The sequence below is a fragment of the Marinobacter litoralis genome (assembly GCF_016427555.1).
Taxonomy (GTDB): Bacteria; Pseudomonadota; Gammaproteobacteria; order Pseudomonadales; family Oleiphilaceae; genus Marinobacter; species Marinobacter litoralis_A.
Map to the genome: position 1 here is coordinate 1,567,323 of NZ_JAELVS010000001.1, position 25,860 is coordinate 1,593,182.

General features: G+C 50.4%; 26 protein-coding genes. 22 read left to right on the forward strand and 4 right to left on the reverse strand.

Translation table 11 applies throughout. The features are described 5' to 3' along the window. The first annotated feature begins 78 nt into the window (after nt 1-78). On the forward strand, nt 79-771 hold the full coding sequence (locus JAO79_RS07250; protein WP_227664344.1) for an MBL fold metallo-hydrolase: 693 nt from the start codon (nt 79-81) through the stop codon (nt 769-771). Here JAO79_RS07250 and JAO79_RS16555 read toward each other — a convergent pair. The 3 genes from JAO79_RS16555 to JAO79_RS07265 form a co-directional block, all read right to left on the reverse strand. Beyond that, complete coding sequence (locus JAO79_RS16555; protein WP_199006504.1) at nt 705-986, reverse strand: type II toxin-antitoxin system RelE/ParE family toxin; 282 nt, start codon at nt 984-986, stop codon at nt 705-707. The genes JAO79_RS07250 and JAO79_RS16555 overlap by 67 nt on opposite strands. Next, nucleotides 958-1,233: a type II toxin-antitoxin system ParD family antitoxin gene (locus tag JAO79_RS07260; protein ID WP_199006505.1), complete on the reverse strand. Its 276-nt coding sequence runs from the start codon at nt 1,231-1,233 to the stop codon at nt 958-960. The genes JAO79_RS16555 and JAO79_RS07260 overlap by 29 nt, the downstream gene beginning before the upstream one ends. A gap of 177 nt (nt 1,234-1,410) precedes the next feature. Next, a complete protein-coding gene (locus tag JAO79_RS07265) occupies nt 1,411-2,064 on the reverse strand; it encodes a transposase (protein ID WP_227664345.1) in 654 nt (217 codons plus the stop codon). A 169-nt stretch (nt 2,065-2,233) separates the two neighbouring features. Here JAO79_RS07265 and cysQ point away from each other — a divergent pair, with 169 nt between their 5' ends. From cysQ to JAO79_RS07295, 6 genes are all read left to right on the forward strand, one after another. Then, nucleotides 2,234-3,001, forward strand: coding sequence for a 3'(2'),5'-bisphosphate nucleotidase CysQ (cysQ, locus tag JAO79_RS07270; RefSeq protein WP_199006506.1), 768 nt, complete (start codon nt 2,234-2,236; stop codon nt 2,999-3,001). A 72-nt stretch (nt 3,002-3,073) separates the two neighbouring features. Beyond that, nucleotides 3,074-3,553 (forward strand): transcription/translation regulatory transformer protein RfaH, encoded by a 480-nt coding sequence (rfaH, locus tag JAO79_RS07275; RefSeq protein ID WP_199006507.1) that lies wholly within the window; start codon nt 3,074-3,076, stop codon nt 3,551-3,553. A 257-nt stretch (nt 3,554-3,810) separates the two neighbouring features. Continuing rightward, the gene (locus tag JAO79_RS07280) at nt 3,811-5,307 is read left to right on the forward strand and encodes a capsule assembly Wzi family protein (RefSeq protein WP_199006508.1); all 1,497 of its coding nucleotides are present in this window, start codon (nt 3,811-3,813) and stop codon (nt 5,305-5,307) included. A 116-nt stretch (nt 5,308-5,423) separates the two neighbouring features. Next, the gene (locus tag JAO79_RS07285) at nt 5,424-6,524 is read left to right on the forward strand and encodes a polysaccharide export protein (protein WP_265091609.1); all 1,101 of its coding nucleotides are present in this window, start codon (nt 5,424-5,426) and stop codon (nt 6,522-6,524) included. A 10-nt stretch (nt 6,525-6,534) separates the two neighbouring features. Then, nucleotides 6,535-6,969, forward strand: coding sequence for a low molecular weight protein-tyrosine-phosphatase (locus JAO79_RS07290; protein ID WP_199006510.1), 435 nt, complete (start codon nt 6,535-6,537; stop codon nt 6,967-6,969). 15 nt (nt 6,970-6,984) lie between these two features. Next, entirely contained in the window at nt 6,985-9,198 is a 2,214-nt protein-coding gene (locus tag JAO79_RS07295; protein WP_199006511.1) for a polysaccharide biosynthesis tyrosine autokinase, read from the forward strand. 53 nt (nt 9,199-9,251) lie between these two features. Here JAO79_RS07295 and JAO79_RS16225 read toward each other — a convergent pair whose 3' ends face one another. Next, nucleotides 9,252-9,458 carry a hypothetical protein gene (locus JAO79_RS16225; RefSeq protein ID WP_227664465.1) on the reverse strand — a complete coding sequence of 69 codons (207 nt, stop codon included), beginning with the start codon at nt 9,456-9,458 and terminating at the stop codon, nt 9,252-9,254. Here JAO79_RS16225 and JAO79_RS07300 point away from each other — a divergent pair. The 15 genes from JAO79_RS07300 to JAO79_RS07370 all read left to right on the forward strand — a co-directional run bounded on the left by JAO79_RS07300 (nt 9,390) and on the right by JAO79_RS07370 (nt 25,860). Beyond that, a complete protein-coding gene (locus JAO79_RS07300; RefSeq protein ID WP_227664461.1) occupies nt 9,390-10,850 on the forward strand; it encodes a lipopolysaccharide biosynthesis protein in 1,461 nt (486 codons plus the stop codon). The genes JAO79_RS16225 and JAO79_RS07300 overlap by 69 nt on opposite strands. Nucleotides 10,851-10,890: 40 nt before the next feature. After that, nucleotides 10,891-11,850 (forward strand): nitroreductase family protein, encoded by a 960-nt coding sequence (locus JAO79_RS07305; RefSeq protein ID WP_199006513.1) that lies wholly within the window; start codon nt 10,891-10,893, stop codon nt 11,848-11,850. 19 nt (nt 11,851-11,869) lie between these two features. After that, complete coding sequence (locus tag JAO79_RS07310) at nt 11,870-12,442, forward strand: Coenzyme F420 hydrogenase/dehydrogenase, beta subunit C-terminal domain (protein ID WP_227664462.1); 573 nt, start codon at nt 11,870-11,872, stop codon at nt 12,440-12,442. A 206-nt stretch (nt 12,443-12,648) separates the two neighbouring features. Next, a complete protein-coding gene (locus JAO79_RS07315) occupies nt 12,649-13,803 on the forward strand; it encodes a polysaccharide pyruvyl transferase family protein (protein WP_199006515.1) in 1,155 nt (384 codons plus the stop codon). After that, nucleotides 13,803-14,735 (forward strand): glycosyltransferase family 2 protein, encoded by a 933-nt coding sequence (locus tag JAO79_RS07320; RefSeq protein ID WP_199006516.1) that lies wholly within the window; start codon nt 13,803-13,805, stop codon nt 14,733-14,735. Before JAO79_RS07315 ends, JAO79_RS07320 begins: the two co-directional genes overlap by 1 nt. A gap of 90 nt (nt 14,736-14,825) precedes the next feature. After that, the gene (locus JAO79_RS16505; RefSeq protein WP_199006517.1) at nt 14,826-15,998 is read left to right on the forward strand and encodes a glycosyltransferase; all 1,173 of its coding nucleotides are present in this window, start codon (nt 14,826-14,828) and stop codon (nt 15,996-15,998) included. 93 nt (nt 15,999-16,091) lie between these two features. Further along, nucleotides 16,092-17,036: a Gfo/Idh/MocA family protein gene (locus JAO79_RS07330; protein ID WP_199006518.1), complete on the forward strand. Its 945-nt coding sequence runs from the start codon at nt 16,092-16,094 to the stop codon at nt 17,034-17,036. A 193-nt stretch (nt 17,037-17,229) separates the two neighbouring features. After that, a complete protein-coding gene (gene wbpD / locus JAO79_RS07335) occupies nt 17,230-17,805 on the forward strand; it encodes a UDP-2-acetamido-3-amino-2,3-dideoxy-D-glucuronate N-acetyltransferase (protein ID WP_199006519.1) in 576 nt (191 codons plus the stop codon). A gap of 57 nt (nt 17,806-17,862) precedes the next feature. Next, on the forward strand, nt 17,863-18,960 hold the full coding sequence (locus tag JAO79_RS07340) for a DegT/DnrJ/EryC1/StrS family aminotransferase (RefSeq protein ID WP_199006520.1): 1,098 nt from the start codon (nt 17,863-17,865) through the stop codon (nt 18,958-18,960). A 41-nt stretch (nt 18,961-19,001) separates the two neighbouring features. Beyond that, nucleotides 19,002-20,093 (forward strand): non-hydrolyzing UDP-N-acetylglucosamine 2-epimerase, encoded by a 1,092-nt coding sequence (gene wecB / locus JAO79_RS07345; protein WP_199006521.1) that lies wholly within the window; start codon nt 19,002-19,004, stop codon nt 20,091-20,093. 1 nt (nt 20,094) lies between these two features. Then, nucleotides 20,095-21,204 carry a CapA family protein gene (locus tag JAO79_RS07350; protein ID WP_199006522.1) on the forward strand — a complete coding sequence of 370 codons (1,110 nt, stop codon included), beginning with the start codon at nt 20,095-20,097 and terminating at the stop codon, nt 21,202-21,204. Further along, nucleotides 21,201-22,256 carry an ATP-grasp domain-containing protein gene (locus tag JAO79_RS07355; protein WP_199006523.1) on the forward strand — a complete coding sequence of 352 codons (1,056 nt, stop codon included), beginning with the start codon at nt 21,201-21,203 and terminating at the stop codon, nt 22,254-22,256. Before JAO79_RS07350 ends, JAO79_RS07355 begins: the two co-directional genes overlap by 4 nt. Continuing rightward, the gene (locus tag JAO79_RS07360) at nt 22,253-23,596 is read left to right on the forward strand and encodes a hypothetical protein (protein ID WP_199006524.1); all 1,344 of its coding nucleotides are present in this window, start codon (nt 22,253-22,255) and stop codon (nt 23,594-23,596) included. The genes JAO79_RS07355 and JAO79_RS07360 overlap by 4 nt, the downstream gene beginning before the upstream one ends. Before the next feature lie 2 nt (nt 23,597-23,598). After that, nucleotides 23,599-24,804, forward strand: a complete 1,206-nt coding sequence (locus tag JAO79_RS07365) for a hypothetical protein (RefSeq protein ID WP_199006525.1) — start codon at nt 23,599-23,601, stop codon at nt 24,802-24,804. Nucleotides 24,805-24,849: 45 nt separating this feature from the next. After that, entirely contained in the window at nt 24,850-25,860 is a 1,011-nt protein-coding gene (locus JAO79_RS07370; protein ID WP_199006526.1) for an SDR family oxidoreductase, read from the forward strand.

The following is a 25,860-nucleotide window of genomic DNA, read 5'->3' on the forward strand; positions in this document are numbered from 1 at the left end:
CTCCTGCCTGTTGCCACCACGTATTTTCCTATTCCTGAACTAAGCTGAAGTAAACGCCCCTGGAATGGTGGAAATACGATGAAGCTTCGTTTCCTCGGCAGTACGGGTACCGTTACCGGCTCCCGCTATTTGCTTTCCGATGATAATCATCGGTTGCTGGTGGACTGCGGCATGTACCAAGGCGTGAAAACCCTGCGTCGGCGGAACTGGGCGCCTTTTCCGGTGAAGCCTTCCACTATTAACGCGGTGGTGCTCACACATGCTCATATTGACCATTCGGGTTATCTGCCGGCGTTGGTGAAAAATGGCTTCAAAGGAAAGATTTATTGCACCAAAGCCACCCATGAGCTGTGCAAGGTGTTGCTGCCGGACGCCGGGTTCTTGCAGGAAGAAGATGCGCGCTACGCCTTTAAGAAGAAATTCTCGAAACACGAGAAACCCGAACCGTTGTTCACCGAGAAAGATGCTTATGAAGCGCTCAAGCAGTTTGAGTCGTTGCATTATCACGAGGCGTTCGAGCCGGTAAAAGGTTTTGAGGTAACGTTCACGCCCGCCGGCCATATTCTGGGTTCCGCGTGTGTGCATGTGCATCACAAAGGTGCGGACCGAACGGTGGTGTTCAGCGGTGATGTGGGCAGGCAGGAGACATCATCATGCGCAAACGCATCACCGAAAAATTCGGCAGGCTCCCAATCTCCAAATGACTACACCCAGTCCTCCCGCTCATGCCGAACACGTACAATAAACACGCTGCCAGAGTCGGTAATCTGATAAATCACAATATGCACGCCAATTGGATGGATTCGAACGGGTGGTGATATCTCTACTCGTTCTGCCGCCGCGTATGGATTCTGGGCCAAAAACTCAAAGCAGGCCCCAAGCTGGGCATGGTATTTCGCTGCCTGCGCCTCTCCGAAGTTTTCCAGCCCATGTAGGTAGATGGCAATAATGTCTTCTTCAGCTTTCCTGCTGAGAAAGTACCTCATCAGCGATTCCTTCCTTGGCTAACTTTATCGCGGCTAATCGCAACTCTTCCATTGAGCGCGTGCCTGGTCCGCTGGCAATCCCCGCTGAGATGAGCTTCTGTAATTCGTCAATCTTCTGCAAACGGTCCTGATCCTTGCGAATGAGGTCCCTCACATAATCGCTGGTGTTGGAATATCGGCCGGACTGCGCTTGCTGCTCTGCCCAGTGTTTCATCGTTTCAGGCAGCGAAATATTCATAGTTGCCATAATTGACTCCCCCTTTGCAAAGATTATGGCAAAGATTGCCAAACCAAGCGACTTGAGATTCAGTTCCCTGCCACGGTGTCTGATTGCGCAGCCGGCTACGAGGCCCGGCTACGGGGTCAGACCCCCACGGGTCTGACCCCCAATCTCCCAACCCCACGCAACCTCCCCAAAAACCACTTAACCTCCACCCCCATACCGCTCCCCCATCTGCCGCTGAAACTCCGCCGATCCCAGTGCCAAACCTGAAATAGCAGAGTGTTGAATCTGATCGGAAAGTGAGCTGGGCATTGGACTAGCAACAAACGACCGATAACTCACCAGCCGCCGGTCAGGCTCCGGCTGCAGCGCCAGATAACAAGGATGGGGTGAATGAAACCGCGCGCTTCCACCATAAGCATGGCAAAGATAACTGGACCACTGATAATTACCCGGGTAATCCACCATGCCCGCTTTCACCGGGTTCAGTTCAATGTAACGCTGGCATTGCAGGAAATACTCCTCAGTATCCACAAGGCACGATTTGAATCGCCCTTCCCATAAGCCGCCGGTGCGTTCATGCCGCGCGTTGTAATACTGCGCGTAGCACTGGCCTAAGGATTTCATGAAGGCGGAAAGGCCGTCGTCGGTTTTCGGCGTTAGCAGCAAGTGCGTGTGATTGCTCATGAATACCCAGGCATGGATATCCACCTCAAACTTCTGCCGGTAACGATTCAGGTACATCGAGTAGGTGGCAAAATCAGACAAATCTTGAAAGCAAACCTGCCGGTTATTCCCCCGCTGAATCACATGCTGGGGCATCCCGGCCGGGCAAATCCTGGGTCGGCGGGCCATCTCACGTTCCTTGTGGATTGGTTGTAAAGTGCAACAATGTGCCGAACCCGCACCGTCATTTCAAGCTGGGGTCAGACCCCCTGAGCATTTCATCACATAAAATGTATCGGGGGTCTGACCCCACAAAGTTTGGTAACATGGGCTTAGGCCAAGCAGGGAGCGAGTGATCATGCACTACAGTTCAATACTACCGGATGTCATCAAAGTCGCAGATGAAGCCAGCGAGCGGGTGCTGCATATCTACCAATCCGATTTCAAAGTGCAATTTAAAGAAGATCATTCGCCCATCACGGCAGCCGACATGGCCAGTCATGAAACGATTGTAAGGGGGCTGCGTAATATAAGCCGTGACATCCCGATTCTGTCGGAAGAAGGCGAGCAGGTGCCTTGGGACGAGCGCAGGCATTGGCGACGGTTTTGGCTGATTGATCCCATCGATGGCACCAAAGACTTCACCCAGCGTAGCGGTGAATTTACGGTTAACATCGCCTTGATCGAAGATGGTCAGCCCATAATGGGCGTAGTAACGGCCCCCGCGCTTAAGGAAGCCTATTGGGGCATAAAAGGGGAGGGCGCTTTCAAACGCGATCGAACCGGCCGCACCCACCGCATCCACGTGGCCGAGCCAAAAGACATCAAACGAGTGGTGGCCAGCAAAAACCATCTTAATGACGACACCCGAGCCTTCATCGAAACACTGGGCGAGCACGAAACCGTCCAGGCCGGCAGTTCCCTCAAATTCTGCCGCATCGCCGAAGGTCACGCCGACATCTACCCCCGCTTGGGCCTAACCTGCGAATGGGACACCGCCGCCGCACATGCCGTACTTTTGGCCGCCGGTGGCAAAGTGCAAACGTTCGATAACACCCCGCTGCAATACGGCAAAGAAGACATCCTCAACCCGCACTTCATTGCCGCGGGTAACTGGTACTTTTAAAATTGGGGTCAGACCCCCAATACATTTGGTTGAATGAAATGCACCGGGGTCTGACCCCGCAATGGAATGTTTATGACTTGGTACGCGCTTCAGCATAAGCCGGCACAGGGTGATCGGGCGGTTCAGCATTTGCAGAATCAGGAGATTGCCTGTTTCTACCCGAAAATTGAGGTGGAGAAGATCAAGGCGGGTAAGCGAAGCAAGAGGCTAGAGCCGCTGTTTCCCGGGTATATTTTCGTAAAGCTGGAGCAAACCGACCCGATGTGGGCGAAGCTTCGGTCTACTCGGGGGGTGTTGCGCATTGTCAGCTTTACCAACAAGCCTGCAGCCATTGCCGATGACGTAATTGAACACATCAAAGCCAGCATGGGCAAAGTGGCGGAGCAGGGCGGTATTAAGGCGGGGCAGGCAATAGAGCTGGACGACGGGCCGTTCAAAGGCTTGGGTGCGATTTTCCAAGCATATGATGGCGAAGAGCGCGCCATAGTGCTCATCAGCTTTATGCAGAAACAGCAGCGGGTGAGTGTGCCAGTTTCAGCGATCAGGGCGTAAGCGAAACCTGGCCCGAGGTACATTTCGATCTCTCAAATGTATCTGGGGTCTGACCCCATTATTGGCCTTTTACAAAAGTTTACGTTGGTAACCTGTTGATTATTTGCATGCAAAAGTAATTGTCACTTGTTTGTCACGCAGCTTCTAGTAGAATTCCCCACCGCTTCGGAATAGTAATTTTTTTCAAAAACCTGACAGGGATCACGTTAGGGCCTTCCTTTCTTGGCTTTTTTCCCTGCACTGAAAAAGTAAATCGTATGCCCTTAACGCACTGGACTCGGGTCGGTGGGGCGGTAGCGTGCCTGATCGGCCTTGTTGCCGCCACGGCCACCTATGCCTCACCTTGGATCGAACCCGGCGATGCTCGTGCCCGTTTTGCACTGCAAAAGCTGGCGGACCGCGGACATTTTGATCGAACCGTTTCTACCTGGCCGGTGATGTGGAGTAGCGTGGCAAAAGATATCAACGACAGTGTCACGTCAGATGTCACCGCAACAGCCGATGCCGTGGCTTATTTGAAAGCCGAACAGCAGGCGCAGTTTTTCGGTGGCACCCGGGCCGAAATTACCTTGGCAGGCAGTTCCGAGCAGCCTTTAGTTCAGGGCTTCGGCGATAGCCGCCAGGAAGAAGGGCAAGCAACACTAGATCTGCAATGGCAAGGCGAATACTGGGCGCTTGGCCTATCCCCTTCGGTTGTCGCTAACCCGACAGACGATGAAGAATACCGTTACGATGGCAGCTACCTCGCTGCAACCGTTGGCAACTGGGTGTTTGGCGCGGGCGCCATAGACCGCTGGTGGGGGCCGGGTTGGCAATCTAGCTTGATTCTTTCGAACAACGCGCGGCCCATTCCGGCTGTGTGGCTAAATCGAAAGCGAGACATCGCACCCGCATCCTCATGGTTGAGCTGGATTGGCCCTTGGAATGTTACCCTCTTTGCCGGTCAGTTTCAGGATGAGCGAGTGATTGACGATCCAAAGCTCATTGGCATGCGTGTTACATTCCGCCCCATACAAGGCCTTGATGTCGGCCTCTCGCGGGCCATTATGTTCGGTGGCGAAGGTCGGCCTGAGAACGGCTCTTCATTGTGGGATGCTCTCATCGGTAAAGAAAATGGGCAGCAAGGGGAAGGGCAAGATCCGGGTAACCAACTCGGCAGTATAGATATTCGTTATGGTATTGCTCTGGGAAACCAAGTCATGGGTTTTTACACCCAAATGATGGGGGAAGATGAAGCAGGTGCATTCCCGGCGAGAAAATCCTGGTTGTTGGGCTCGGACTGGACCAGCAGCATACTCCACTCAGACCAGCAGTGGTTCCTGGAATACACCAATACTACAGCGGACGATTTTCTCGGCGAGGCTCGTCCTAATGTGACCTACAATCACGCAGCTTATACCTCGGGCTATCGTCACTATGGCCGTAATATGGCCAGTAGTTTTGAAGGCGACGCAGAAGCTATTTCGCTGGGTGCTTTCCAGTTTTTTGATAACGGCGACAACCTTTCGGCGATCATCAGCATTGCTGAGTTAAGCAGTGACGGTGTCGTGCGCAGCGCAATGAAAGATCCAGAAGTGCAGTATTTTCTCCCCACGATCAAGCAGAAAGTCGGCATTCTGAACCTCGGCTACAGTACGGATTTTCTCAGAGGCCGGCTGGAACTCAACGTACGCGGCACCGATAAAAAAATCGAGCTGGCCGCCAGCGAATTAGACCAATGGTCTGTCGGCGCGAGTTGGCGTTATCGCTTCTAGGGTTTGCTTTCGAGCACCCTAGACATGCAACAAAATAAAGTTCCGGTTATTATCGTCCCCCAAACAACCAAAATTGTCTCGGCACCACGACTATGTTTTTAAGGATTTTGATCCCTTTGGCTTTATTGGCTCTGCAAGGCTGCGCTTTCGCGCCTGGCTCACACATAAGTACTGGCGGCTGGAATGCCGATTACGAAAGCCCTAAAGAAGAAGATATCACGAGCTTAGTGAATGTCAGTCGTATTGGCCCCGACACTCTGCGCCACGCTATAGTAGCCGAAGTGCCCGCACCCAACGCTGAACTTCTCCGCGAAGATAGCGACTACGAATACCGCATCGGTATTGGTGATGTTCTTCAGGTAACGGTATGGGATCATCCAGAACTCACCATACCCGCCGGTTCCAATCGCAGCTCACAAGAATCGGGCAACGTGGTAAATGAGAACGGCACTATCTACTACCCGTACATTGGCTATGTGGATGTGGCAGGGCTCACGACGCTGGAAATCCGCGAAGAAATCGCCAATCGGCTTTCAAAGTATATTGAATCGCCACAAGTAGATGTCTCTGTGGCAGGTTTTCGCAGCCAGCGTGTTTACGTAAGCGGGGCGGTTGAAACTCCAGGTGTTTATCCACTTACAAATGTCCCGACGCGGATAGTAGATGCCATTAGTCAGGCAGGTGGGTTAGATATGGCAGCTGGTGCTGATTGGCGAAACGTTACTCTTACCCGAGATGGCAAGGATTACCGGTTATCGCTGAAAGCGGTGTACGAGCAGGGTAACAAATTGCATAACGTTCTGCTTCAAAGTGGCGACGTAATCAACGTTCCACTGGGTGACGATCAGAAAGTGTTTGTGTTGGGCGAAGTGGGCGCCACGAAAACCCTGCCGATGGGGCGAAATGGTCTTACCCTGGCTGAGGCGATTTCGAATGTGGGTGGCCTGGACCAGCGCCAGTCGGATGCGACGGGAGTGTTCGTTGTAAGGCGTTCGGAAACCGCCTCACCAGAGAGCGAACACTTAATCGACATGTATCAGCTCAACCTGAAAGACGCGACAGCCCTGGTGTTGGCCGACAGTTTTAATCTGCAAAATCGCGACATGGTCTATGTAACTGCGGCCCCTCTGGCGCGCTGGAACCGTGTAGTATCGTTGTTGGTGCCATCCTTCTCGGCCCTTTTCCTGGGTGACCGGGCCCTTAATCTCGTTAACTGAGCCTAAGCCCATGTTTAATCATATATTGGTGCTTTGCGTGGGCAACATTTGTCGTAGCCCGATTGCAGAAGCATTGTTGAAAAAGAGTCTGCCAGAAAAGACCGTTGAATCTGCAGGGTTGGGTGCACTCGTTGATCATGGGGCAGACGCAACGGCGGCTGGCCTGGCAGAGCAGGCAGGCCTGGATGTCAGCCAGCATCGTGCAAGGCAAGTGACGACTGACCACTTGCGGCGAGCCGATCTTATTTTGGTTATGAGTGAAGGGCAGCGGGCCCAGGTTCGCACGCTGGACCCAACGGCCGCGGGTAAAACCATGCTGCTTGGCCACTGGCTACCGGGAAAGCCGGACGTTCCAGACCCCTTTAAAAAAAGCCGCGAAGCTTTCGTGCACGTACATCAACTACTCGAAGAAGCCGTACAGGCCTGGCTTCCCCGATTGAAATAACAGCAAGAGCGACGAATGACTCAAGCAAATAATGCTTCAACGCGTACCCGCGAAACCGCACAAGATAACGATGAAATTGATATTGGTTTTCTACTGGGCAGCCTATGGGATCATAAGATCTTTATTGTTGTTGTTACTGTTATTCTCGCCCTGATTGGTCTTATCTACGCTACTTTGGCAACGCCTGAATACAAGGCGGATGCGTTGGTGCAGATTGAAAAAAAATCGGGCACCATTGGCGGAGCGGATGTTGGTAGCTTGCTTGGAGAACAGGGCTCCAGCACCAGTACAGAGGTGGAAATCCTTCGTTCCCGGTTGATTCTTGGCCAAGTGGTCGATCAAACCGACCTGGATGTCGCTATTATTCCCAACACCTGGCCGGTCATCGGTGATTGGCTATTACGTAAGGGGGTCAGACGGCCCGATTTTTCTGAGGGCAGTGCAGATGTATGGGCAGGTGATACGCTACGCATAAGTGAATGGGTTACAAGCCACAATAGCCAAACTTTGCAATTTACCCTGCGGTCGGAAGGAAATGGCCGCTATACCTTGTTAACCAACGAGGGGGATGCCTTGGGGCAGGGCATAGTGGGCCAGAAGCTGACCGTAGATCAGCCCTGGATTGAGCTCACTGTCAGTGAGTTAAGCGCCCCTTCCGGCGCAACCTTTACCGTTGTGAAGAAAAGTCGGCTTGCGGCTATTCGAGGTTTGTTGAATCGTTTGGAAACGCTCACCTTGGGTAAAGACACCGGCATGCTTCGATTGGAATTGACTGGCCCTGACCAGCGTGAACTGGTGACCAGCCTCAACGCCACCACCGAAGTGTTCTTGACTCAAAACATCGCCCGCCAAGCTGCCGAGGCCGATAAAAGCCTGGAATTTTTGGAGGAACAAGCCCCTAAGGTTCGAGAGCAGCTAAACGAAGCAGAAAACCGCCTGAACGAATACCGCCTGCAAAGCGACAGCATAGATTTAAGCTTTGAAACCCAGAACGCCCTCAACAGCCTGGTCAGCATTGAAGCCAGCTTGAACGAACTCCAATTGCAGGAAACCGAACTGGCCCGGCGCTTCACCCCCAACCACCCGGTGTACCGCTCCCTGCTGGAAAAGAAAGAACAACTGCTGCGTGAAAAAGCCCGACTGGAAGAGCGCACCGGCAACCTGCCGGAGACCCAGCAGCAAATCCTGCGCCTGAGCCGCGATGTAAAAGTGACCCAGGAAATCTACGTGCAACTGCTCAACCGCATGCAGGAACTGCGCCTGGCCCGGGCCGGCACCGTGGGTAACGTACGCATACTGGACGACGCCGTGGTACAGGGCCAGGTAGCCCCCAAACGCAACCTGATCGTCGCCGTAGCCGGCATGAGCGGCCTGCTGCTGGCCATGATCATCGTACTGCTGCGTGCCGCCTTCAACCGGGGCATCGTATCGCCAGAACAGCTGGAAGAGCTGGACCTGCCGGTTTATGCCACGGTTCCGCTTTCAGAGGAAGAAAATCGCCGCAGCGTCAGAGGCAAGAGAGCCGGCAAGCGCAAAGGTAAATCCAAAGGCGGCCTGCTGGCCATGCGCAATCCGGCAGACCTGTCCATAGAAGCCATCCGCGGCCTGCGAACCTCACTGCACTTCGCCATGATGGAAGGCAGCAACAACCGCCTGGTGATCACCGGCCCCAGCCCCGGCATTGGCAAAAGCTTTATGTCGGCTAACCTGGCGGCCGTCTGCGCCCAGGCCGGCCAGAAAGTTGTGGTCGTCGACGGCGACATGCGCAAAGGCCACGTACACGGAGCCTTCAAACAGGATTCCCACAACGGCCTCTCAGAAGTGCTCTCCGGCAAACTGGAATTCGCGCAAGCCGTCAAAACCTCCGAAGTAGACGGCCTGAGCTGGGTCAGCCGGGGCAGCGCCCCGCCCAACCCCTCAGAACTGCTCATGCAGGCCAGGTTCACCGAGTTCCTGGATTACCTGAGCGAACACTTTGACCTGGTGATCATAGACACCCCGCCGGTCCTGGCGGTAACAGACGCCGCCATCATCGGCAAACAATGCGGCACCACACTGATGGTAGTGCGCTTCGGGCAAAACACCCCGAAAGAAATCCAGATAGCCGAAAGCCGCCTGGCCACCGGTGGCGTAACTCTCAAGGGCACCATCCTGAACGCCATGGAGAAGAAAGCGGCGACCAGCTACGGCTATTACGGCTACTACAACTACTCCTACAAATCCGAGTAGGGAAGGGCTGGTTTTTGCCACGAAAAAACACGAAAAGACCCGCGCCCCCACAACTAGCAATCTACAAAGGGGTCTGACCCTACGAGGTCAGCCCCCACCCAAAGCCAGCGACAAGCTCCAAAGCAAGCGACCCCCAAAACGTGCCAAACCCCAAAGACCAACTCTTCAACGCCGATCACCTCAAAACCGGTATGAAAGAACGCGCCGTAAAAAGCGCGGGTATTACCCTGGCCGCTCAGGGCATCAAACTGATCCTGCAACTGGGCTCCGTGGCCATCCTGGCCCGTTTGCTGCAGCCGTCAGACTTCGGCCTGATTGCCATGGTCACTGTGTTCACCGGTCTGGCTCTGCAGTTTATGGAGGGCGGCCTATCCATGGCGACCATCCAGCGTGACCAGATCACCCACGCTCAGGTGTCCAACCTCTTCTGGGTAAACGGCGCCCTGGGCATGGCCCTGTGCCTGCTGGGTATCTTGATCTCGCCGTTGGTTGCCATTATCTACGACGAACCCCGCCTGACATTAGTTATGGCCGCCATGAGCCTGACCTTCCTGATTGGTGGGCTATCCGTACAACACGATGCTCTGTTGCGCCGGCAGATGCGCTTTAAAGCGATCTCGGTGATCGACATTGTGTCCATGGCGGCAGGCATTACCGCCGGCATAGCCGCAGCCTTGGGCGGCCTTGAATACTGGGCGCTTGTGATCAGCCCCATTACCACCTTTGCAACAAAAACCGTAATGCGCTGGTTGAGTGCCCGCTGGATTCCGTCGATGATGAGCCGAGGTTCCGGCGTGCGGCCTCTGTTGGGATTTGGGGCGAATTTGACCGGGGCTAATTTTATTGGGTATATGGCAAGTAACGTTACACCGTTTGCCATTGGTTATATCGGCGGGTCTCAGCCTCTGGGTCTTTATAACAGAGCGAATATGCTGACATCGATACCATCGTCTCAGCTATTGCCACCAATTATTAATGTGCTTCAGCCCACAGTTGCTCGGATAGCTGATAACCCAGAGAAGCTAAATAGGACAATGAGGTCTTTGATGGGTAAGCTGGCGTTGGTGTCAACGCTCATTACTGTGACCATGGCGCTCTTTGCTGATTGGATAGTTTTTCTTTTTTTGGGGCCCTCATGGACTGAAGCCATTCCCTTGTTCAGGTTACTGGCGGTGTACTCCTTTATTCAGCCACTTGCTGGTTTGATTGCCGTAGCGTTGATAGCGGTAGGTGAGGCTAGAGCAATGATGGCATCAAAGCTCCACAGCCTGGTCATTACTGTGGTCGCATTGCTGATCGGAAGTTATTGGGGGGTATTCGGAATCGTGCTCGCCTTTTCGCTTTCCGGATTGCTAATTAGACTTCCCGTCTTTTTGTATTATTCAAGCCGATTCCTTCCATTGTCTTTCTGGGAGTTCAGTAAGCCAATTTTCCCCGCATTGGGCTGCGCCATATTGACTATGGCTGTTATGGTTTGGACTAGAAGCTTTGTTGAAGTGGCCTATCCTGTAATAGGCCTTCTTGTCTTTGTGCCTGCATGTGTGGTCGTTTATCTGTGTATGTGTCTAATAATCAAGCCCGCAAGAGAGGATCTAGTTGAGCTATTCACAAGCCTTCGCTTGATCTTTAACAGAAAACCTAAGACAAATTGATATCACGGGTCGTAGAGTGAAATTGATCAAAAGAGTTATCTTGGCAGTTGTTGGCCGTACCAAACCGCTTCTCGTTGAGTGGATTTCGGCAGTAAAAAGTTTCAATCTTCACGCTCGAAACTCTTTCAGCGAACGAAAGCCTGACAGAGATCTCGCACAACTAAGGTACTACCTCATCAAGCACTGTCATATTGTTGAGAAAGGTATGGCGTTGCCTAATCCGAGAGAGGCATTCGGCCAGCCTAAGATCAAAGACCTCATAGCTAGAACCAAAACCTATGAATCACTTGGCGGTCAGGATGTCGGCCAGATCGTTCGCGATACACTTCGGCAATATCGTGAGTTGCATCGAGGTAAGGAGGAGCTTTTTGAGCCAGGGTTTATCAACGAAATGGACGCATTCGTTGAAGCGGCTGCCCCAGAAGGAAAAGGCGGTTTAAAGTTTCTGGTTAAAAGCCAATGGGATGACTGGTCGGTTGAGAAGTTTGATAAGTTTTTATCGTTTCGGCATAGCGTTAGAGATTTTGATCGTACCCCTGTTGACCCAACACTATTGACGTCGGCGATTGCGGCAAGCCTCAAGGCGCCTTCTGTGTGTAACAGGCAAGGCTGGTTCATACACTATTATGATGATAAGACTAAGATGGCAGAGCTGTTGTCATATCAGAATGGCAACGCGGGCTTCACTGAATGCATCGATAAACTGATTATCGTCACAGGTAACCTGAAAGCATTTACACGACACGAGCATAACCAATTGTTTGTAGATGGTGGACTGGTTTCAATGAATTTGATGCTGGCAATTCATGCCGCGGGCCTTGGTTCTTGCCCATTAAATACGTGCATGGCGTACACGAAAGAACAAAAGCTGATGGCAGCTGCCGGGATTCCTGAAAATGAGCGGTTGATAATGATGATTGCTGTAGGAAACCTTAAAGATGAATTTTCAGTAGCGCAGTCTGAAAAGTACAGTTTAGATGACGTGTTGGTACAGCACTGAGATATGCTCGTTGCACTAACTGTTCTGCGCCGACTGGGGCGCTGGCGCGTTCAAGTACAAGGCTTGTGATTTCTGTGATGACGTGTTCGCCGAAACCGCCGATGTGGTGCTGGGCGATGCCTGGTTGCCGGAGTATGTGCAGGACAGCTATGGCACCAACGTTGTGGTGACCAGAAATCAAGACATCCGGCAGCTGATTGTTAATGCCCGTACTGAGGGGCGTTTAGATATGGATGACCTGGGTGTCGAAAAGGCCGTGGAGTCTCAGGATGCGGGGTTGCGGCACAGGAAGGTTGCGATAGGTTACCGAATTTACCGCGAACAAATCGCTAAGGCTTGGGTCCCGGCCAAACGAACAGGGCCAGCCAAAACCTTGAGCCCGCGCCATGAAATGAAGCGGCAGCGGTTAAGGACCGAGCTGAGGGCCCTTTCGCATGAATCGTTTTTGAATGCGAAAACGAGGGGCGAACTCTCTGTTTATCTGAGCGCTATGAAGCCGGTTTATTCCGGGTATTCTCGCCAGGGACGTTCGTTTGTTCGTAGGGCGCTTTCTTTCGTCAAGCGCAAGCTTAAAGCGGTGATGAAGTTTTAAAATGGTCGCGTAGGCCAATAAATTTATTGTTTGGCATCTCTAATGAAAAAAGTCGGAATCCTGAACTTCCAATACTCAACCCACAACTACGGCGCAGTGCTCCAGGCCGCAGCGTTGGAGCATATCTGCCGCCAGTTGCTCCGAAAGTTGGGCTTGAGAAAGTATTCGAGGGCAGTCTGGTGCCTAATTAAGAAGGTTTCAGAATAATGAAGAAAGTCGCAATCCTCACACAACCTTTACATGACAACTATGGAGGCTTGCTTCAAGCCTATGCGCTCAAAACAACGATACGGTCCTTGGGCTTTAATCCAATAATCGTTAATAGGCAGGCAGCCAAGGTCAACCCGATCAGGCGAAGACTTTCAAAGCTTAAAAGCTTCATACTGAATCGACAAGTTAACACGAGCTCAAAACAAATCGTAACTGAAGATCAAAAGTTGTTGATTTCAGAGAATACCATAGTGTTTCGCTCTCGCTACATACCTGAGCTCACCAGCTTGATAAATACTCAAAGAGGGATGAGGGAGCTCCTGAATGAGGGAATAGGCGCATATGTTGTTGGCAGTGATCAGTGCTGGAGGCCGAGATACTCGCCGTTTATGCCAAATTACTTCCTTGATTTTGTGAAGAATGCAAATGATGTGACAAGAATTTCATATGCAGCATCTTTTGGGGTTGATAAGTGGGAGTTTACTGAGAAGCAGACTAAAGAGTTTAAAAGATTATTGGCGATGTTTGATGCCGTTAGTGTTAGAGAAGATGACGGGGTGGATCTAGTTCGAGAATATCTTGGAAGGTCTGACGCACTACACGTTATCGATCCAACAATGTTGCTAGGTGCTGAAGCATACAGAACGCTGACGGAAAAGGCGCAGGTTAAGAGCTCCACGGGAAATTTAAAAGTTTATATTCTGGACAGGAGTGCGCAAAGTGATAATTTTGTTCAGGAATTGAGTGATTACTTTGCTTTAAAACCTTTTGAAGTAATGCCTGAAAAAAGATTGGTCGAAGAAGAGGTAACGGATGAGAATGTGGAGTTGTTTAAATATCCTTGCCCCACTCAATGGTTAAAAGGATTTCAAGATGCTGAGTTTGTTGTTACAGATTCGTTTCACGGTACCGTTTTTTCCATCCTGAATAATAAACCATTTATTGCTTTAGGGAATGAGAGGCGAGGAATGTCAAGATTCACATCTCTTCTCAAGATGTTCGACTTGCAGGATAGGCTTGTCTTGAATCCGAGCCTGGAGCGAACTAAGAGTCTTATAGATCGAGATATCGATTGGTTAAGGGTCAATTCTATTCTTGATCGTGAGAGAGCGAAAGCATTGAATTATTTAAAAGAAAATTTGGAGCGCTGATGTTCTCCGTTGTTATTCCTCTATACAATAAAGAAGCCCACGTAAAAAATACACTTACATCAGTTTTACAGCAAACATTTGAGGAGTTTGAGGTTCTTGTTGTTGATGATGGCTCAACTGACGGCAGCGTTTCAGTAGTTAACTCTCTGGGGGACTCGAGGATAAGGGTCGTTAGCCAGACTAACAGTGGCGTATCCAGTGCTCGGAATAGGGGGGTAGTCGAAGCCAAACATGAATTTATTGCTTTTCTTGACGCTGATGACGTTTGGGAAAGAGATTATTTGGAAAAAATGCGCGACCTGATAAAGGCGAACCCTGGGTGTGGGATGTACGGGGCAGGACACCGGCAAGTACGGAACGATGGAGTATGGATGCGTGATATCGTACTTCCCCCTTGTTTCATAAATGGCCAGCGCCTGTCGAGAGGTTTTTTTGAAGCTATCTATTCGGTTGATGGTTTTGTATGGTCTTCGGCAGTTGTTGTGCCAAGACAGTTGTTTTTCCGAGAAGATATTTGGTTTCCGGTTGGTGAGGTTTACGGAGAGGATCAATACGTTTGGGGCTTGATAGCATTGAAATCTTCGTTAGCCTATGTGAATGAAGTTGTAGCGACTTATTTTGTTGATTCAGAAAATAATACAAAATCAAGAATAGAAAAAAAGCACACCCCGAGTAAATGCGTTGGTCTGATAGAGTTCGAACATGAAATCGTTAACGAGCGAGAAAGGCGGCATCTAAAGCTTTTTGTTGAGAGAAAAATAGTTGGTGCTATTCTTCGGAATATATCTTCAGGTTATCGGTGGTACGCGTTAAGCCAGCTTAGGGAATATGACATTTCCTGGCGAGCCCGGGTTCGTTGTCTGATCAGGGTTTTGTTGCCTACAAAAATTATTAAGGTAGGTAGATTTATTTTTGAAGCCAGTTTCAAGTAGTTTGTTGTTGGTGTTATTTGGAAAGATTCTTGTCTTTTGAATTTGGTGTTTGATTCAAAATCCATTTTTAGTGACCCTGGGCTGAATTAAGTGCATGTAATTTTTCTCCCCTCCTGGTACCCCAGAACCCCAAGTGATGTCAGTGGCGTCTTCTTCCGAGACCAAGCCTTAGCGCTTCTAAATTGTGGGCATAAAGTAGGAGTGATCTCTCCTCAAATGAAGTCACTGCGTGCTTTAGTTGGTCTGCCTCAGAAGGCAGGGTTCCCGTATTTCGAAAACGATGCAGGCATGCCGACTTATCGAAAAGAGGTGCTCGCTGCATTGCCTCGCATGCCCTATGGAAACTACTGGCTGTTTACGCGCGTTGCACACAAGTTGATGGCTGACTACGTTCGTGAACATGGTAAGCCGGATATTATCCACGCTCACTCGGCAATTTTGGGTGGGGCGGCGGCGGTAAAGCTCGGGCAGGAATGGAACATCCCGGTTGTGTTGACAGAGCACAGTAGTGCGTTTGCGCGAAATATCTATATGCGCTGGCAGTTACGGCTGGCTTCTGATGCCGCCAAGGCGGCTAGTTCTTGTATAGCAGTGAGTCCTGCTTTGGGGGACTTGCTTGGAAAGGAGTTGGCAGCTTCGGACGTTGCCTGGAAATGGATACCGAATGTTGTGGCAGACAGATTTGGGAAACCTGACTGTTCGGATCTGGTTGACCGTCCAGTGAGATATTTGAGTCTTGCGCTGATGACCGAGAACAAAGGCCAGAAGGATCTTCTTCGCGCTTTTCAGCAAGCAGTAGGGAAAGGGGTAGTAGAGGGTGAATTATGGCTGGCCGGTAATGGCCCAATACGGTCAGAACTGGAACAGCTAGCGAACGAGCTGGGCATTGCGGATCGCGTTCGCTTCCCGGGTCTTATCCCGCCAAGTGAAGTGCCGGCACTGCTGAAAGAAGTTGATGTAATGGTTATCTCCAGTCACTACGAAACCTTCGGGGTGGCAGCCGCAGAAGCCCTGATGGCTGGATTGCCGGTTATTGCCACGCGATGTGGCGGGCCAGAATGTATTGTCACTGAAGGGGATGGTTTGCTGGTGCCCACAAAGCAGCCGGCCGCTCTGGCAGAAGCGATGGTCCAGGTTAGTCGCAATATCAATAGCTATGACCCCGAAGAAATTGCCAGCCGTGCAAGAGACCGTTTCTCCGGGAAGGCGGTCGCGGAGCAGTTAACCAAGGTTTACAACGAAGTGCTTAAGGCAGGAACCTGAGTGCAAGGACGTTCTCATCGTTAAATGCGCTAAGAATTTTACGAGTTTTACTAAACCAGTCCTGCTGACTCTTATCAAGGAAATGGAGATCATATGAGAAAGTTTGCACTAATCGGCGCAGCCGGTTACATCGCACCACGTCACATGAAAGCTATCAAAGACACCGGCAACGATCTGGTCGCGGCATTGGACAAAAACGACTCCGTAGGCATCATCGACAGCTACTTCCCTGATGCCGATTTCTTTACCGAATTCGAGCGTTTTGATCGTCACATCGACAAGCTTCGCAGAGCGAACGGTGGCCAAGCTGTCGATTACATGTCTATCTGCTCACCAAACTACCTGCACGACAGCCACATGCGCTTCGCCCTGCGTGCGGGCGCCGATGCCATCTGCGAAAAGCCGCTGGTGCTGAACCCTTGGAACATCGATGGCCTGATCGACATTGAAAAAGACACCGGGCGGAAGGTAAACACCATTCTTCAGCTGCGCGTTCACCCCTCGATCATTGCCCTGCGTGAAAAAGTGCAGGGGGAAAACCGCGACACCAAGCACGAGGTTGACCTGACTTACATCACCTCTCGTGGCCATTGGTATTTGCAGTCCTGGAAAGGCGACAACAAGAAGTCTGGTGGCATTGCGACGAATATCGGCGTGCATTTCTACGACATGCTGCATTTCATCTTTGGCGAGCTGCAAGACAATGTGGTGCACTACAGCGACGACACCATGGCCGCCGGCTACCTGGAATATGAAAAAGCTCGCGTGCGCTGGTTCCTGTCAGTAGATTACAAATACGTGCCAGACAGCGCCAAAGCCCAGGGCCAGCGTACGTTCCGCTCCATCACTGTGGATGGCGAAGAAATCGAATTCTCCGGCGGCTTTACCGACCTGCATACCCGCAGCTACGAAGAAATCCTGGCGGGGCGCGGCTTTGGCCTGGAAGAGAACCGAGTGGCTATCGAGACGGTGTCTCATATTCGCAATACAACCCCGGCTGGATTGACCGGTGATTACCATCCGTTCCTGAAGCAGTAATACTTAATACGTTTGCCACTAAATCCACGAAAGAACACGAAAATAGATAAAGACTTTTTTGCCACGGACACTCACGGAAGTTCACGGACAACAGCCTAACGCTTTTTGTCAGTGAGGGTCTGTGAGTGTCCGTGGCCAGTCAGTTTTCTTTACGTGTCATTTGGTGGGTTTCGTAGCAAAAAAAGGAGTTTTTATGGCCGTAAGTATCCACCCTAGCGCCATAGTAGACGAAGGTGCCCAGATAGGTGATGGCTCCCGCGTATGGCACTTCGTGCATGTATGCGGTGGGGCCAGAATCGGCAAAAACGTCTCCATGGGCCAGAACGTGTTTATCGGAAACAAGGTCACCATAGGCGACAACTGCAAAATCCAGAACAACGTCTCCGTATACGACAACGTGCACCTGGAAGAAGGCGTATTCTGTGGCCCCAGCATGGTATTCACCAACGTATACAACCCCCGCTCACTCATAGAGCGCAAAGACGAATACCGTGACACCCTGGTTAAAAAGGGCGCAACACTCGGCGCCAACTGCACCATCGTGTGCGGCGTAACCGTAGGCGAATTCGCCTTTGTCGGCGCCGGTGCAGTGGTAAACAAAGACGTACCCGCCTACGCCCTGATGGTTGGCGTGCCAGCCAAACAAATCGGCTGGATGAGCGAATTCGGCGAACAGCTTGACCTGCCCGTAACCGGTGAAGCGGAAACCACCTGCGAGCATACCGGCGCTGTCTACACACTAAAAGACAACAAAGTCACCAAGCACTAACTTTCTGTTGTTTTTCATTTTTCCGTGTCCTTCCGTGGCAAAAAAGGTTTTTAAAGCATGCAGTTCGTAGACTTGGCAGCCCAGCAAGCCAGAATCAAAGACAAAATCGACGCCAACATCCAGAAGGTCCTGGCCCACGGCAACTACATCCTGGGCCCGGAAGTAGCAGAACTGGAGCAGAAGCTGGCGGAATTCTGCGGTGCCAAACACTGCATCACCGTAGCCAACGGAACCGATGCCCTGCAAATTGCCCAGATGGCAATTGGAGTAGGGCACGGTGATGAAGTGATCGTGCCGGGCTTCAGCTACATCGCCACCGCTGAGACCCCAGCCGTGTTGGGCGCAAAGCCGGTGTACGTAGACATCGACCCGAAAACCTACAACCTGGACCCCGCCAAACTGGAAGGGGCGATCACGCCGCGCACCAAGGCGATTATCCCGGTTTCTCTTTATGGCCAGTGCGCAGATTTCGACACCATCAATGCCATTGCAGAGAAACACGGCATCCCGGTGATTGAAGATGGCGCTCAAAGCTTCGGTGCCAGCTACAAAGGGCGGAAATCCTGCAACCTGAGCACGATTGGCTGCACCAGCTTCTTCCCCAGTAAACCACTGGGTTGCTACGGTGACGGCGGTGCGATCTTCACCAACGATGACGAACTGGCAACGATACTGCGTCAGATAGCTCGCCACGGCCAGGACAGGCGTTACCACCACATTCGTGTGGGTGTGAACAGCCGCTTGGATACCCTGCAAGCCGCCATTCTGTTGCCGAAGCTGGAGATTCTTGCAGAGGAGATTGAACTGCGGAATCAGGTGGCTGAGAGGTATACGGAGCTGTTGAATGAGGCTGGAATCAGCACAACGCCGTTTATTGAAGAGCACAACGTTTCAGCCTGGGCGCAATACACGGTGCGGGTTGAAAGCCGTGGGGATGTTCAGGAGAAGCTGAAGGCTGCAGGCGTGCCTACGGCGGTGCACTATCCCATTCCGTTGAACAAGCAGCCGGCTGTTGCGGATACCTCCGCTGAGTTGCCGGTTGGGGATGCTGTGGCTGAGGTGGTTTTGAGTTTGCCTATGCATCCGTATCTGGAGCCAGGGCAACTTGAAAAGGTCGTCGAATCAGTTCGCTCAGCTTCGCGAACACAGCTCTAATCGTTTTCGACTAGAAGAATAGCAATAGGACTTTAATTCGCATGAAAGTACTAACCATAATCGGCGCCCGCCCCCAATTCATCAAGGCTGCCGTTGTTTCCCGAGCGTTCAAAGAACACCGCCCGGATGTGCAGGAAATTATCGTACACACCGGCCAGCATTACGATGCCAACATGTCTGATGTGTTCTTCGATGAGCTGGAAATTCCCAAGCCAGACTACAACCTCGGCATAGGCGGAGGCACCCACGGCCAGAACACCGGGCGCATGATCGAAAAGCTGGAAGGCCTGATGATGGAAGTCCAGCCCCTGTGGGTGCTGGTGTACGGCGATACAGACAGCACCCTGGCAGGTGCGCTTGCGGCGGCCAAGCTGCATATTCCCGTTGCCCACGTAGAAGCTGGCCTGCGTAGTTTCAACCGCAGAATGCCGGAAGAGATTAACCGTGTATTGACAGACCACATTGCAGAAATCCTGTTTGCCCCCACCGAAACAGGCCGGCAGAACCTTCTGAACGAGGGCATTGCTCAGGAAAAGATCAAACTGGTGGGCGATGTCATGTATGACGCCTCCCTGTTCTACAAAGAGAAAGCCCGGAAGCCTCATTTGCCCGCCGAGCTGAATATTGAAGGCGGTGACTTCGTGCTCTGCACCATTCACCGGGCAGAAAACACGGATGATTCCCAGCGCCTGAAGAATATCTTTCAGGGGCTTGGCGACAGTGGTGAGACAATTATTCTTCCCCTCCATCCGAGAACTCGGGCCAAGATTGCGGATTATGGCATCGCCATTCCTGAGAATGTGTGGGTGATCGACCCTGTTGGGTATCTGGAAATGGTTTGGCTGGAAGCGAATTGCCGGTTGGTGGCGACGGATTCTGGTGGGGTGCAGAAGGAGGCTTATTTCTTTGGGAAGCCTTGTGTGACTATGCGGGATGAGACGGAGTGGGTGGAGTTGGTTGAGGCTGGATGGAATCGGTTGGTTGGGGCGGATGCACAGGCAATTGAAAATCAAGTCGGCTGTGAGGTTCCCGAGGCTGCATGGCAATCGATTTTTGGGACAGGTCGTTCGGCACAAGTAGTTGTAGAAGAGATTTGCCAGCTAAGTGCCAATAAGCCATCAGAGGTTCACTAGGATGAAAATTGCAATGTTAGGCGATATCGCTCCCTTTGGACGCTACTGTAAAACAGAAAACCCGAATGTTGACCAGCATTTTGAGGCTGTGAGAGAGCATCTTGCAGTTTATGATGTGGTTATCGGTAATCTCGAGACTCCATTTGCAGATGATGAGAAAGCTGTTGGTTGGAAATCCGCTCATGTGAAATCTCATCCCGAGAATATTGAACTGCTAAAGGCTTTAGGTGTTACACATGTAACTCTGGCAAATAACCACATTGGTGATTTTGGTGTTAAAGCCTACAAACGAACGACCAATCTGCTAGATGAAGCTGGCATAGAGTGGTTTGGAACAGAAGGGCGTCAAGTAAAGATTGAGCGTGATGGAGAAAAGATAGCGCTCTTGGGATACTGCTCTTACAATACCAATCCGTCGAGAGTCTGGCTGGAATCAGGACAGGCTTTGAATCTGCTAGAAGTTGATAATGTATTGGGAGCGTTAGAAGAAAACACTAGCTCCGGTTATTTACCTATCCTTGCTGTTCACTCCGGTCAGGAGCATGTCCATACACCTAGCTCAGACGATGTGGCATTTGCTCGAGGCTTAGCAAAGCGTTTCGACTATGTTTATTATGGGCATCACCCTCATGTTGTTCAAGGGGTGGAAGTTTTTCGCAATACGCCAATTTTCTATAGTGTTGGTAACTTTATATTTGATGATGTTTACACGCCGAGAGATCATTCAAAGCCACTGATAAAGTTGAGTGAGTCTAACAAGACTGGGATTATAGCCTCCATCGAAGTGAAGAATGGCAGGGTTAGTGACTGGGGGGTTACACCAATATATCTGGATAACCATAAAATCCTTGTTGATGATCAGGTGGCTGATTTTGATATAAGTCAGTACTCAGATGCACTACACAGCGCCTGTACTGAAAGCTATGACTGTGACCGTGCCAGAAAAATAAAAGATTATATCGAGAGTCGCCGCGGTATGAGAGACTTTATGTGGTATGTGAGGCGGCTTAATATGAATTCAGTTGGGATGATTCTGGGGGCTCGAAATAATGCAAAAAAATACAAGACGAAATTTCAGAATAAGATTTCAGAGTTAGAGGTGGGCGAGTGAAGGAGCTTTCAGTCGCAATCGTAAAGTCAGATTTTCATGGTCATCATAGTGGGTCCTGGAGTAATGAATGGCTTAAGATCTGTGATCAGAAAAATATAAGGCACGAGCTGGTTGATTGGCGAAAGAACGGAGCATTTCAGGAGCTTAGAAAGCATAATATAGTGATTTGGCATTACAGCCATTACTCAAATGATGAAATGACTTTTGCCCCTGGGATTTTAGCAGCTCTTAAAGATTCGGGTTGCACAGTTTTTCCTGATTATCCAGACAGTCGACATTTTGACGATAAAATAATCCAAGCATATTTTTTAGAAGGGTTGGGTTTGCCAACTCCTAAGAACTACGTGCTCCACAGTTTTTCAGCAGTTGAGGATTGGTTAAATGCAGTGGGTACGTTCCCAATTGTTGCGAAACTTAAAGCCGGATCCGGCGCCAGTAATGTAGTGCTTTTGAGGAATAAGCGCCAGCTTATGCGTTATGCTAAACGTATGTTTGGGCGCGGCTTCAATAGCAAGCCAAGTGCACTATTCAAAATAAAATCTAATGCATCATCTTCACGCTCTTTGAGGGATGTCCTGGCTAGAGCGAAAAGAGCGCCTGAGTTTTTCTTTTCTCGCAGGCTTGCGGCTGGAAGAGGGCGCGAGAGAGGTTATGTTTACCTTCAAGAGTTCATCAAAGATGTTAATTACGATCTTAAGGTCGTTGTAATTGGTGATAAATTGAGCTTCATAGGTAGGGGAGTCCGAAAAGGCGACTTCCGTGCTTCGGGCGGCGGCGATCTTTTTTACGACCGAGACCTAATGTCTCCAGCCTTAGTAAAGGCTGGATTTGATGCATATGATGCTCTTGGATCTGACTGTAGTGGTTTCGATATGATTTTGGATCCTGTAACTTCTCGGCCAGTTATACTGGAAGTCAGTTACGGTTTCTCGCATACCGCATTGATGGAAGCTGGTGGCTATTACGACCGAAAAGGAGAGTGGCATGAGGGCCAGTTGAATGCTCCTGAAGCCGTTCTTTCTCGACTGATTGAAAAGGCAAGTGATAAGTGAAGATTTTATTTGTAGTAACAGCTTTCTATCCCGAGCAAGCGATAGGTTCTGTACGTATTACAAAATTTGTAAAATACCTTGAGAGGGCTGGGGACGATGTGACTGTTCTATCGTTAGCTCCTGCGCCTTGGGCAGCTCGTGATGAGAGCTTATGGTTTTCGGCATTGGAGACGATGCACTGGAAGTCAATTGATCAAAGTTTACTTTTTCGCCGATTTCTGCAGAAAGCCAGGGTTGCCGCGATAGGTAGTCAGTCTGCTGTAGGTGCGGTCGCGTCAGAGAAATCTAGCCGCGGCTTCACTTCCTGGGTCAAGCGCACGGCTCAGTTTGGCTACACATTGGTGAAAGCTCTTGATTGGGTGGTTCAGGTACGGCGCTATGTGGCTCGCAATATGGCCCACGAAAAGTTTGATGTCATTTTTACGAGCTACCCAAGTATTGCTTCGCCTCTGTGTGGCTTAATGTTAAAGCGTATGAGAGTTTCAGATTCAGTTGTCGTCGACTTTAGGGATCCTATCACATATGGAAAGAGTAGCCGAATAGATATCAAAGGAATGATACAGAAGAAGTTTCTAGATATGGCGTCGCTAAGGGTGTTCGCCTCAGAAGGTGTAAAGGGCATGGTAAGTGGTAAGAAAATGGTGATAGGGGGAGTGCGAAGCGACCTTGTTTTAAATAATGGATTCGACCCTGAAGATCGAAGTTTTTTTGAAGATTACTCGTCGCAAGGAAGTAAGGTCTTTAAGATAGTTTATACTGGGTCTTTATATGGTGGAAAAAGAGAAGTTTCACCAGTTTTTGCTGCAATAAAATCTATACTTGAAAAAAGAGGATGGCCGCGAGAGCGCATTGAGCTTCATTATGCAGGCTATGAAGGGGCGTTGTTCTTGGATCAGGCCAGTAAGTGGGAATTGGGGCCCTCAGTTGTAGATCACGGTGTAGTCAGCCGTTGGGAGGCAGTAGCGCTTCAGAAATCATCGGATTTGTGTCTATTAGCAACTTGGAACACTCGCGAAGATCAGGGCATATTGACAGGAAAGGTTTTTGAGTTTTTTATGCTGCGGAAGCCAGTTTTGGGTGTCGTTAGCGGCGACCTTTCCGGCAGCGAGATTAAGGGGGTTATTAATGATGTAGGCGCAGGATTTTGTTATGAGATTTCGGATCCGAGCCATTTTTCGGAAATGATTGATTGGTTGGGGAAGGTCATGGAAGAAAAGTTTAGTAATGGTTATGTCGAGGATAGATATAAGGATACTGTAAATAAATTCGGATATGAGGAGAGTGTGTGCCGTTTGCGGGGCCGGCTCAGGGCTATTGTAGGTGCCGAAACTGGAGCTTAATTTTGATCATTAGTTATCGATCTGTCAGGGCCCTTCTTTTTCTCGCGATGCTGTTTATTCCATTCACGTCATTAAGGTTCGGAATTTTAGGTTTTGGTGAGATTTTTATACTAATTTCTTTGGTTTGCTTCTTGTATGTTGGCCGCGGGCGGCTAAACTTGGATGTCCGACTGCAGCCTTTTCTTTGGTTTTGGGTATCCTTTCTTGTCTTGTCAATTTTAGGTCTTCTAGTCAATGCATTTTTCTTTGGCTTGCAGAGCGGTAGGCCTGGTACGGGGTTGTTCGACTTTGCTTCTTATTTCTTTATTTTGATGTCTGTGGTATTACTCGCCGATAGAAAACTTTTCCCTCAAGGCGTTTCGGAAAAATTTTTTCGAGATTTGTTTTTTTTATGGGGCGTTCTTTTCTCGGTTCTTTATTTTTTGAGTCTATTCTATTCTTCAATTTTAGGCTTCAGTCTTAGGTATCATCATTTCTATTCTCCTTTAGTAAATAATGTCCATCAGGCTGCTAGCATTACGTGTTCTATGGCATTTGTGATGCTTTCTGTTGTGAGGTTTTATAGTTCTTTATTTATGAGAGTTTTGGCTTTTCTCATGGGGCTCCTGTTTGCGAGGATGGCATTGGAGAGCGGTTCCACCAAAGCTCTTATGGGTGTAGTAGTTGGTGGATGTGTGGCTGTTTTTTTTCTAATTTTTTATCGTTCTAAGGGCGTTGGGAAGTTATACTTTAATCTCATGGCTCTTGGTGGTGTTGCGATTTTTGGTATGGCTTTTGTGTCAATGTACCACAGTGAAATTCTTTCTTTTGGTGTTCAGTTTTTTACGGAGAATGACGGTAGCAGTGCCCGTGAAAGTTTGTATTTAAATGGTTTTAATCATGGGCTTCGGAGTTTTTTAGTGGGTTTTGGTCCAGGCTCTCATACTCCATATAGTGGAGGGTTTTCAGACGCCCATAACAGTATTCTTACTGTGTTTCTTCAGGGCGGATTTCTCGGTGTTCTTGTTCTGGTCTACTTTTTTAGTAGGTTGCTTTTTTTAGTAAGGGGGAATTTTTTTCTTATTGGTGCTTTGGCCGCTATTCTGATGTACGTCATAGGCGGGGATATACTTCGCCGACTTCCTATTTGGGTCATTTTAGTTGGTATCGGTTATCTATCCCAAAGCTTACAGGATCCCAATGGCAGTCGCATTAGAAGTGGGGGTTAGGTGTGAATTAAAATTTGTCGAAGTTAAAGGACTAGGGTAGTACCCATGGATAAAAGAAAGTGTGTTCTCTCGGGGGGCAATTCCTGTTGCTGGCTAATCACCGGCTCCGCCGGCTTCATAGGCTCCAACCTCCTAGAACACCTCTTAAAACTAAACCAACACGTAATAGGCCTGGACAACTTCGCCACCGGCCACCAAAGCAATCTGGATGAAGTTCAGTCGCTGGTAACGCCTGAGCAGTGGTCTCGCTTCACCTTCATCGAAGGTGATATCCGCAATCTTGAACACTGTCAGCAGGCCTGCGAGGGCGTTGACTACGTGCTGCACCAGGCTGCGCTGGGTTCGGTGCCCCGGTCTTTGAATGACCCCATCACCACCAACGCGGCCAACATTACCGGTTTTCTGAACATGCTGGTGGCGGCGCGGGATGCGGGGGTGAAGAGTTTCACTTATGCGGCGTCCAGCTCTACCTATGGTGACCACCCGGCGTTGCCTAAGGTGGAGGAGAACATTGGCAAGCCGTTGTCGCCTTATGCGGTCACCAAGTATGTGAATGAGCTGTATGCGGAGGTGTTCGCCCGCAGTTACGGCTTCAAGGCCATTGGTTTGCGTTATTTCAATGTGTTCGGCAAGCGCCAGGATCCGGATGGTGCCTATGCGGCGGTGATTCCGAAATGGACCGCCGCCATGGTGCGCGGCGAGGATGTGTTCATCAACGGCGATGGTGAAACCAGCCGGGATTTCTGTTTTATCGAGAATGCGGTGCAGGCCAACCTGCTGGCGGCCACGGCGGAGGATTCTGCCAAGAACGAGGTTTACAACGTGGCGGTGGGTGACCGCACCACGCTGAATAATCTGTTCGCGGCGCTGAAGAGCGCCCTGGCGGAGAATGGCGTGGTGTATGACAAAGAGCCGGTATACCGGGATTTCCGGCCGGGGGATGTTCGGCATTCTCAGGCGGATATTGGTAAGGCGGCGGGTAAGTTGGGGTATGCGCCGGAGTTTCGGATTCGGGAGGGGATTGCTAAGGCTATGCCTTGGTATTTGGAGAACTGA

Coding starts and splice junctions, on each gene's coding strand:
- JAO79_RS07295 (WP_199006511.1), top strand. CDS start 6,985: ATGACTCAAGCAAATAATGCTTCAACGCGTACCCGCGAAACCGCACAA.
- JAO79_RS07340 (WP_199006520.1), top strand. CDS start 17,863: ATGCAGTTCGTAGACTTGGCAGCCCAGCAAGCCAGAATCAAAGACAAA.
- JAO79_RS07265 (WP_227664345.1), bottom strand. CDS start 2,064: ATGGCCCGCCGACCCAGGATTTGCCCGGCCGGGATGCCCCAGCATGTG.
- JAO79_RS07320 (WP_199006516.1), top strand. CDS start 13,803: ATGTTCTCCGTTGTTATTCCTCTATACAATAAAGAAGCCCACGTAAAA.
- wbpD (WP_199006519.1), top strand. CDS start 17,230: ATGGCCGTAAGTATCCACCCTAGCGCCATAGTAGACGAAGGTGCCCAG.
- JAO79_RS07280 (WP_199006508.1), top strand. CDS start 3,811: ATGCCCTTAACGCACTGGACTCGGGTCGGTGGGGCGGTAGCGTGCCTG.
- JAO79_RS07330 (WP_199006518.1), top strand. CDS start 16,092: ATGAGAAAGTTTGCACTAATCGGCGCAGCCGGTTACATCGCACCACGT.
- wecB (WP_199006521.1), top strand. CDS start 19,002: ATGAAAGTACTAACCATAATCGGCGCCCGCCCCCAATTCATCAAGGCT.
- JAO79_RS07350 (WP_199006522.1), top strand. CDS start 20,095: ATGAAAATTGCAATGTTAGGCGATATCGCTCCCTTTGGACGCTACTGT.
- JAO79_RS07260 (WP_199006505.1), bottom strand. CDS start 1,233: ATGGCAACTATGAATATTTCGCTGCCTGAAACGATGAAACACTGGGCA.
- cysQ (WP_199006506.1), top strand. CDS start 2,234: ATGCACTACAGTTCAATACTACCGGATGTCATCAAAGTCGCAGATGAA.
- JAO79_RS16555 (WP_199006504.1), bottom strand. CDS start 986: ATGAGGTACTTTCTCAGCAGGAAAGCTGAAGAAGACATTATTGCCATC.
- JAO79_RS07290 (WP_199006510.1), top strand. CDS start 6,535: ATGTTTAATCATATATTGGTGCTTTGCGTGGGCAACATTTGTCGTAGC.
- JAO79_RS07250 (WP_227664344.1), top strand. CDS start 79: ATGAAGCTTCGTTTCCTCGGCAGTACGGGTACCGTTACCGGCTCCCGC.
- JAO79_RS07370 (WP_199006526.1), top strand. CDS start 24,850: ATGGATAAAAGAAAGTGTGTTCTCTCGGGGGGCAATTCCTGTTGCTGG.
- rfaH (WP_199006507.1), top strand. CDS start 3,074: ATGACTTGGTACGCGCTTCAGCATAAGCCGGCACAGGGTGATCGGGCG.
- JAO79_RS07300 (WP_227664461.1), top strand. CDS start 9,390: ATGAAAGAACGCGCCGTAAAAAGCGCGGGTATTACCCTGGCCGCTCAG.
- JAO79_RS07315 (WP_199006515.1), top strand. CDS start 12,649: ATGAAGAAAGTCGCAATCCTCACACAACCTTTACATGACAACTATGGA.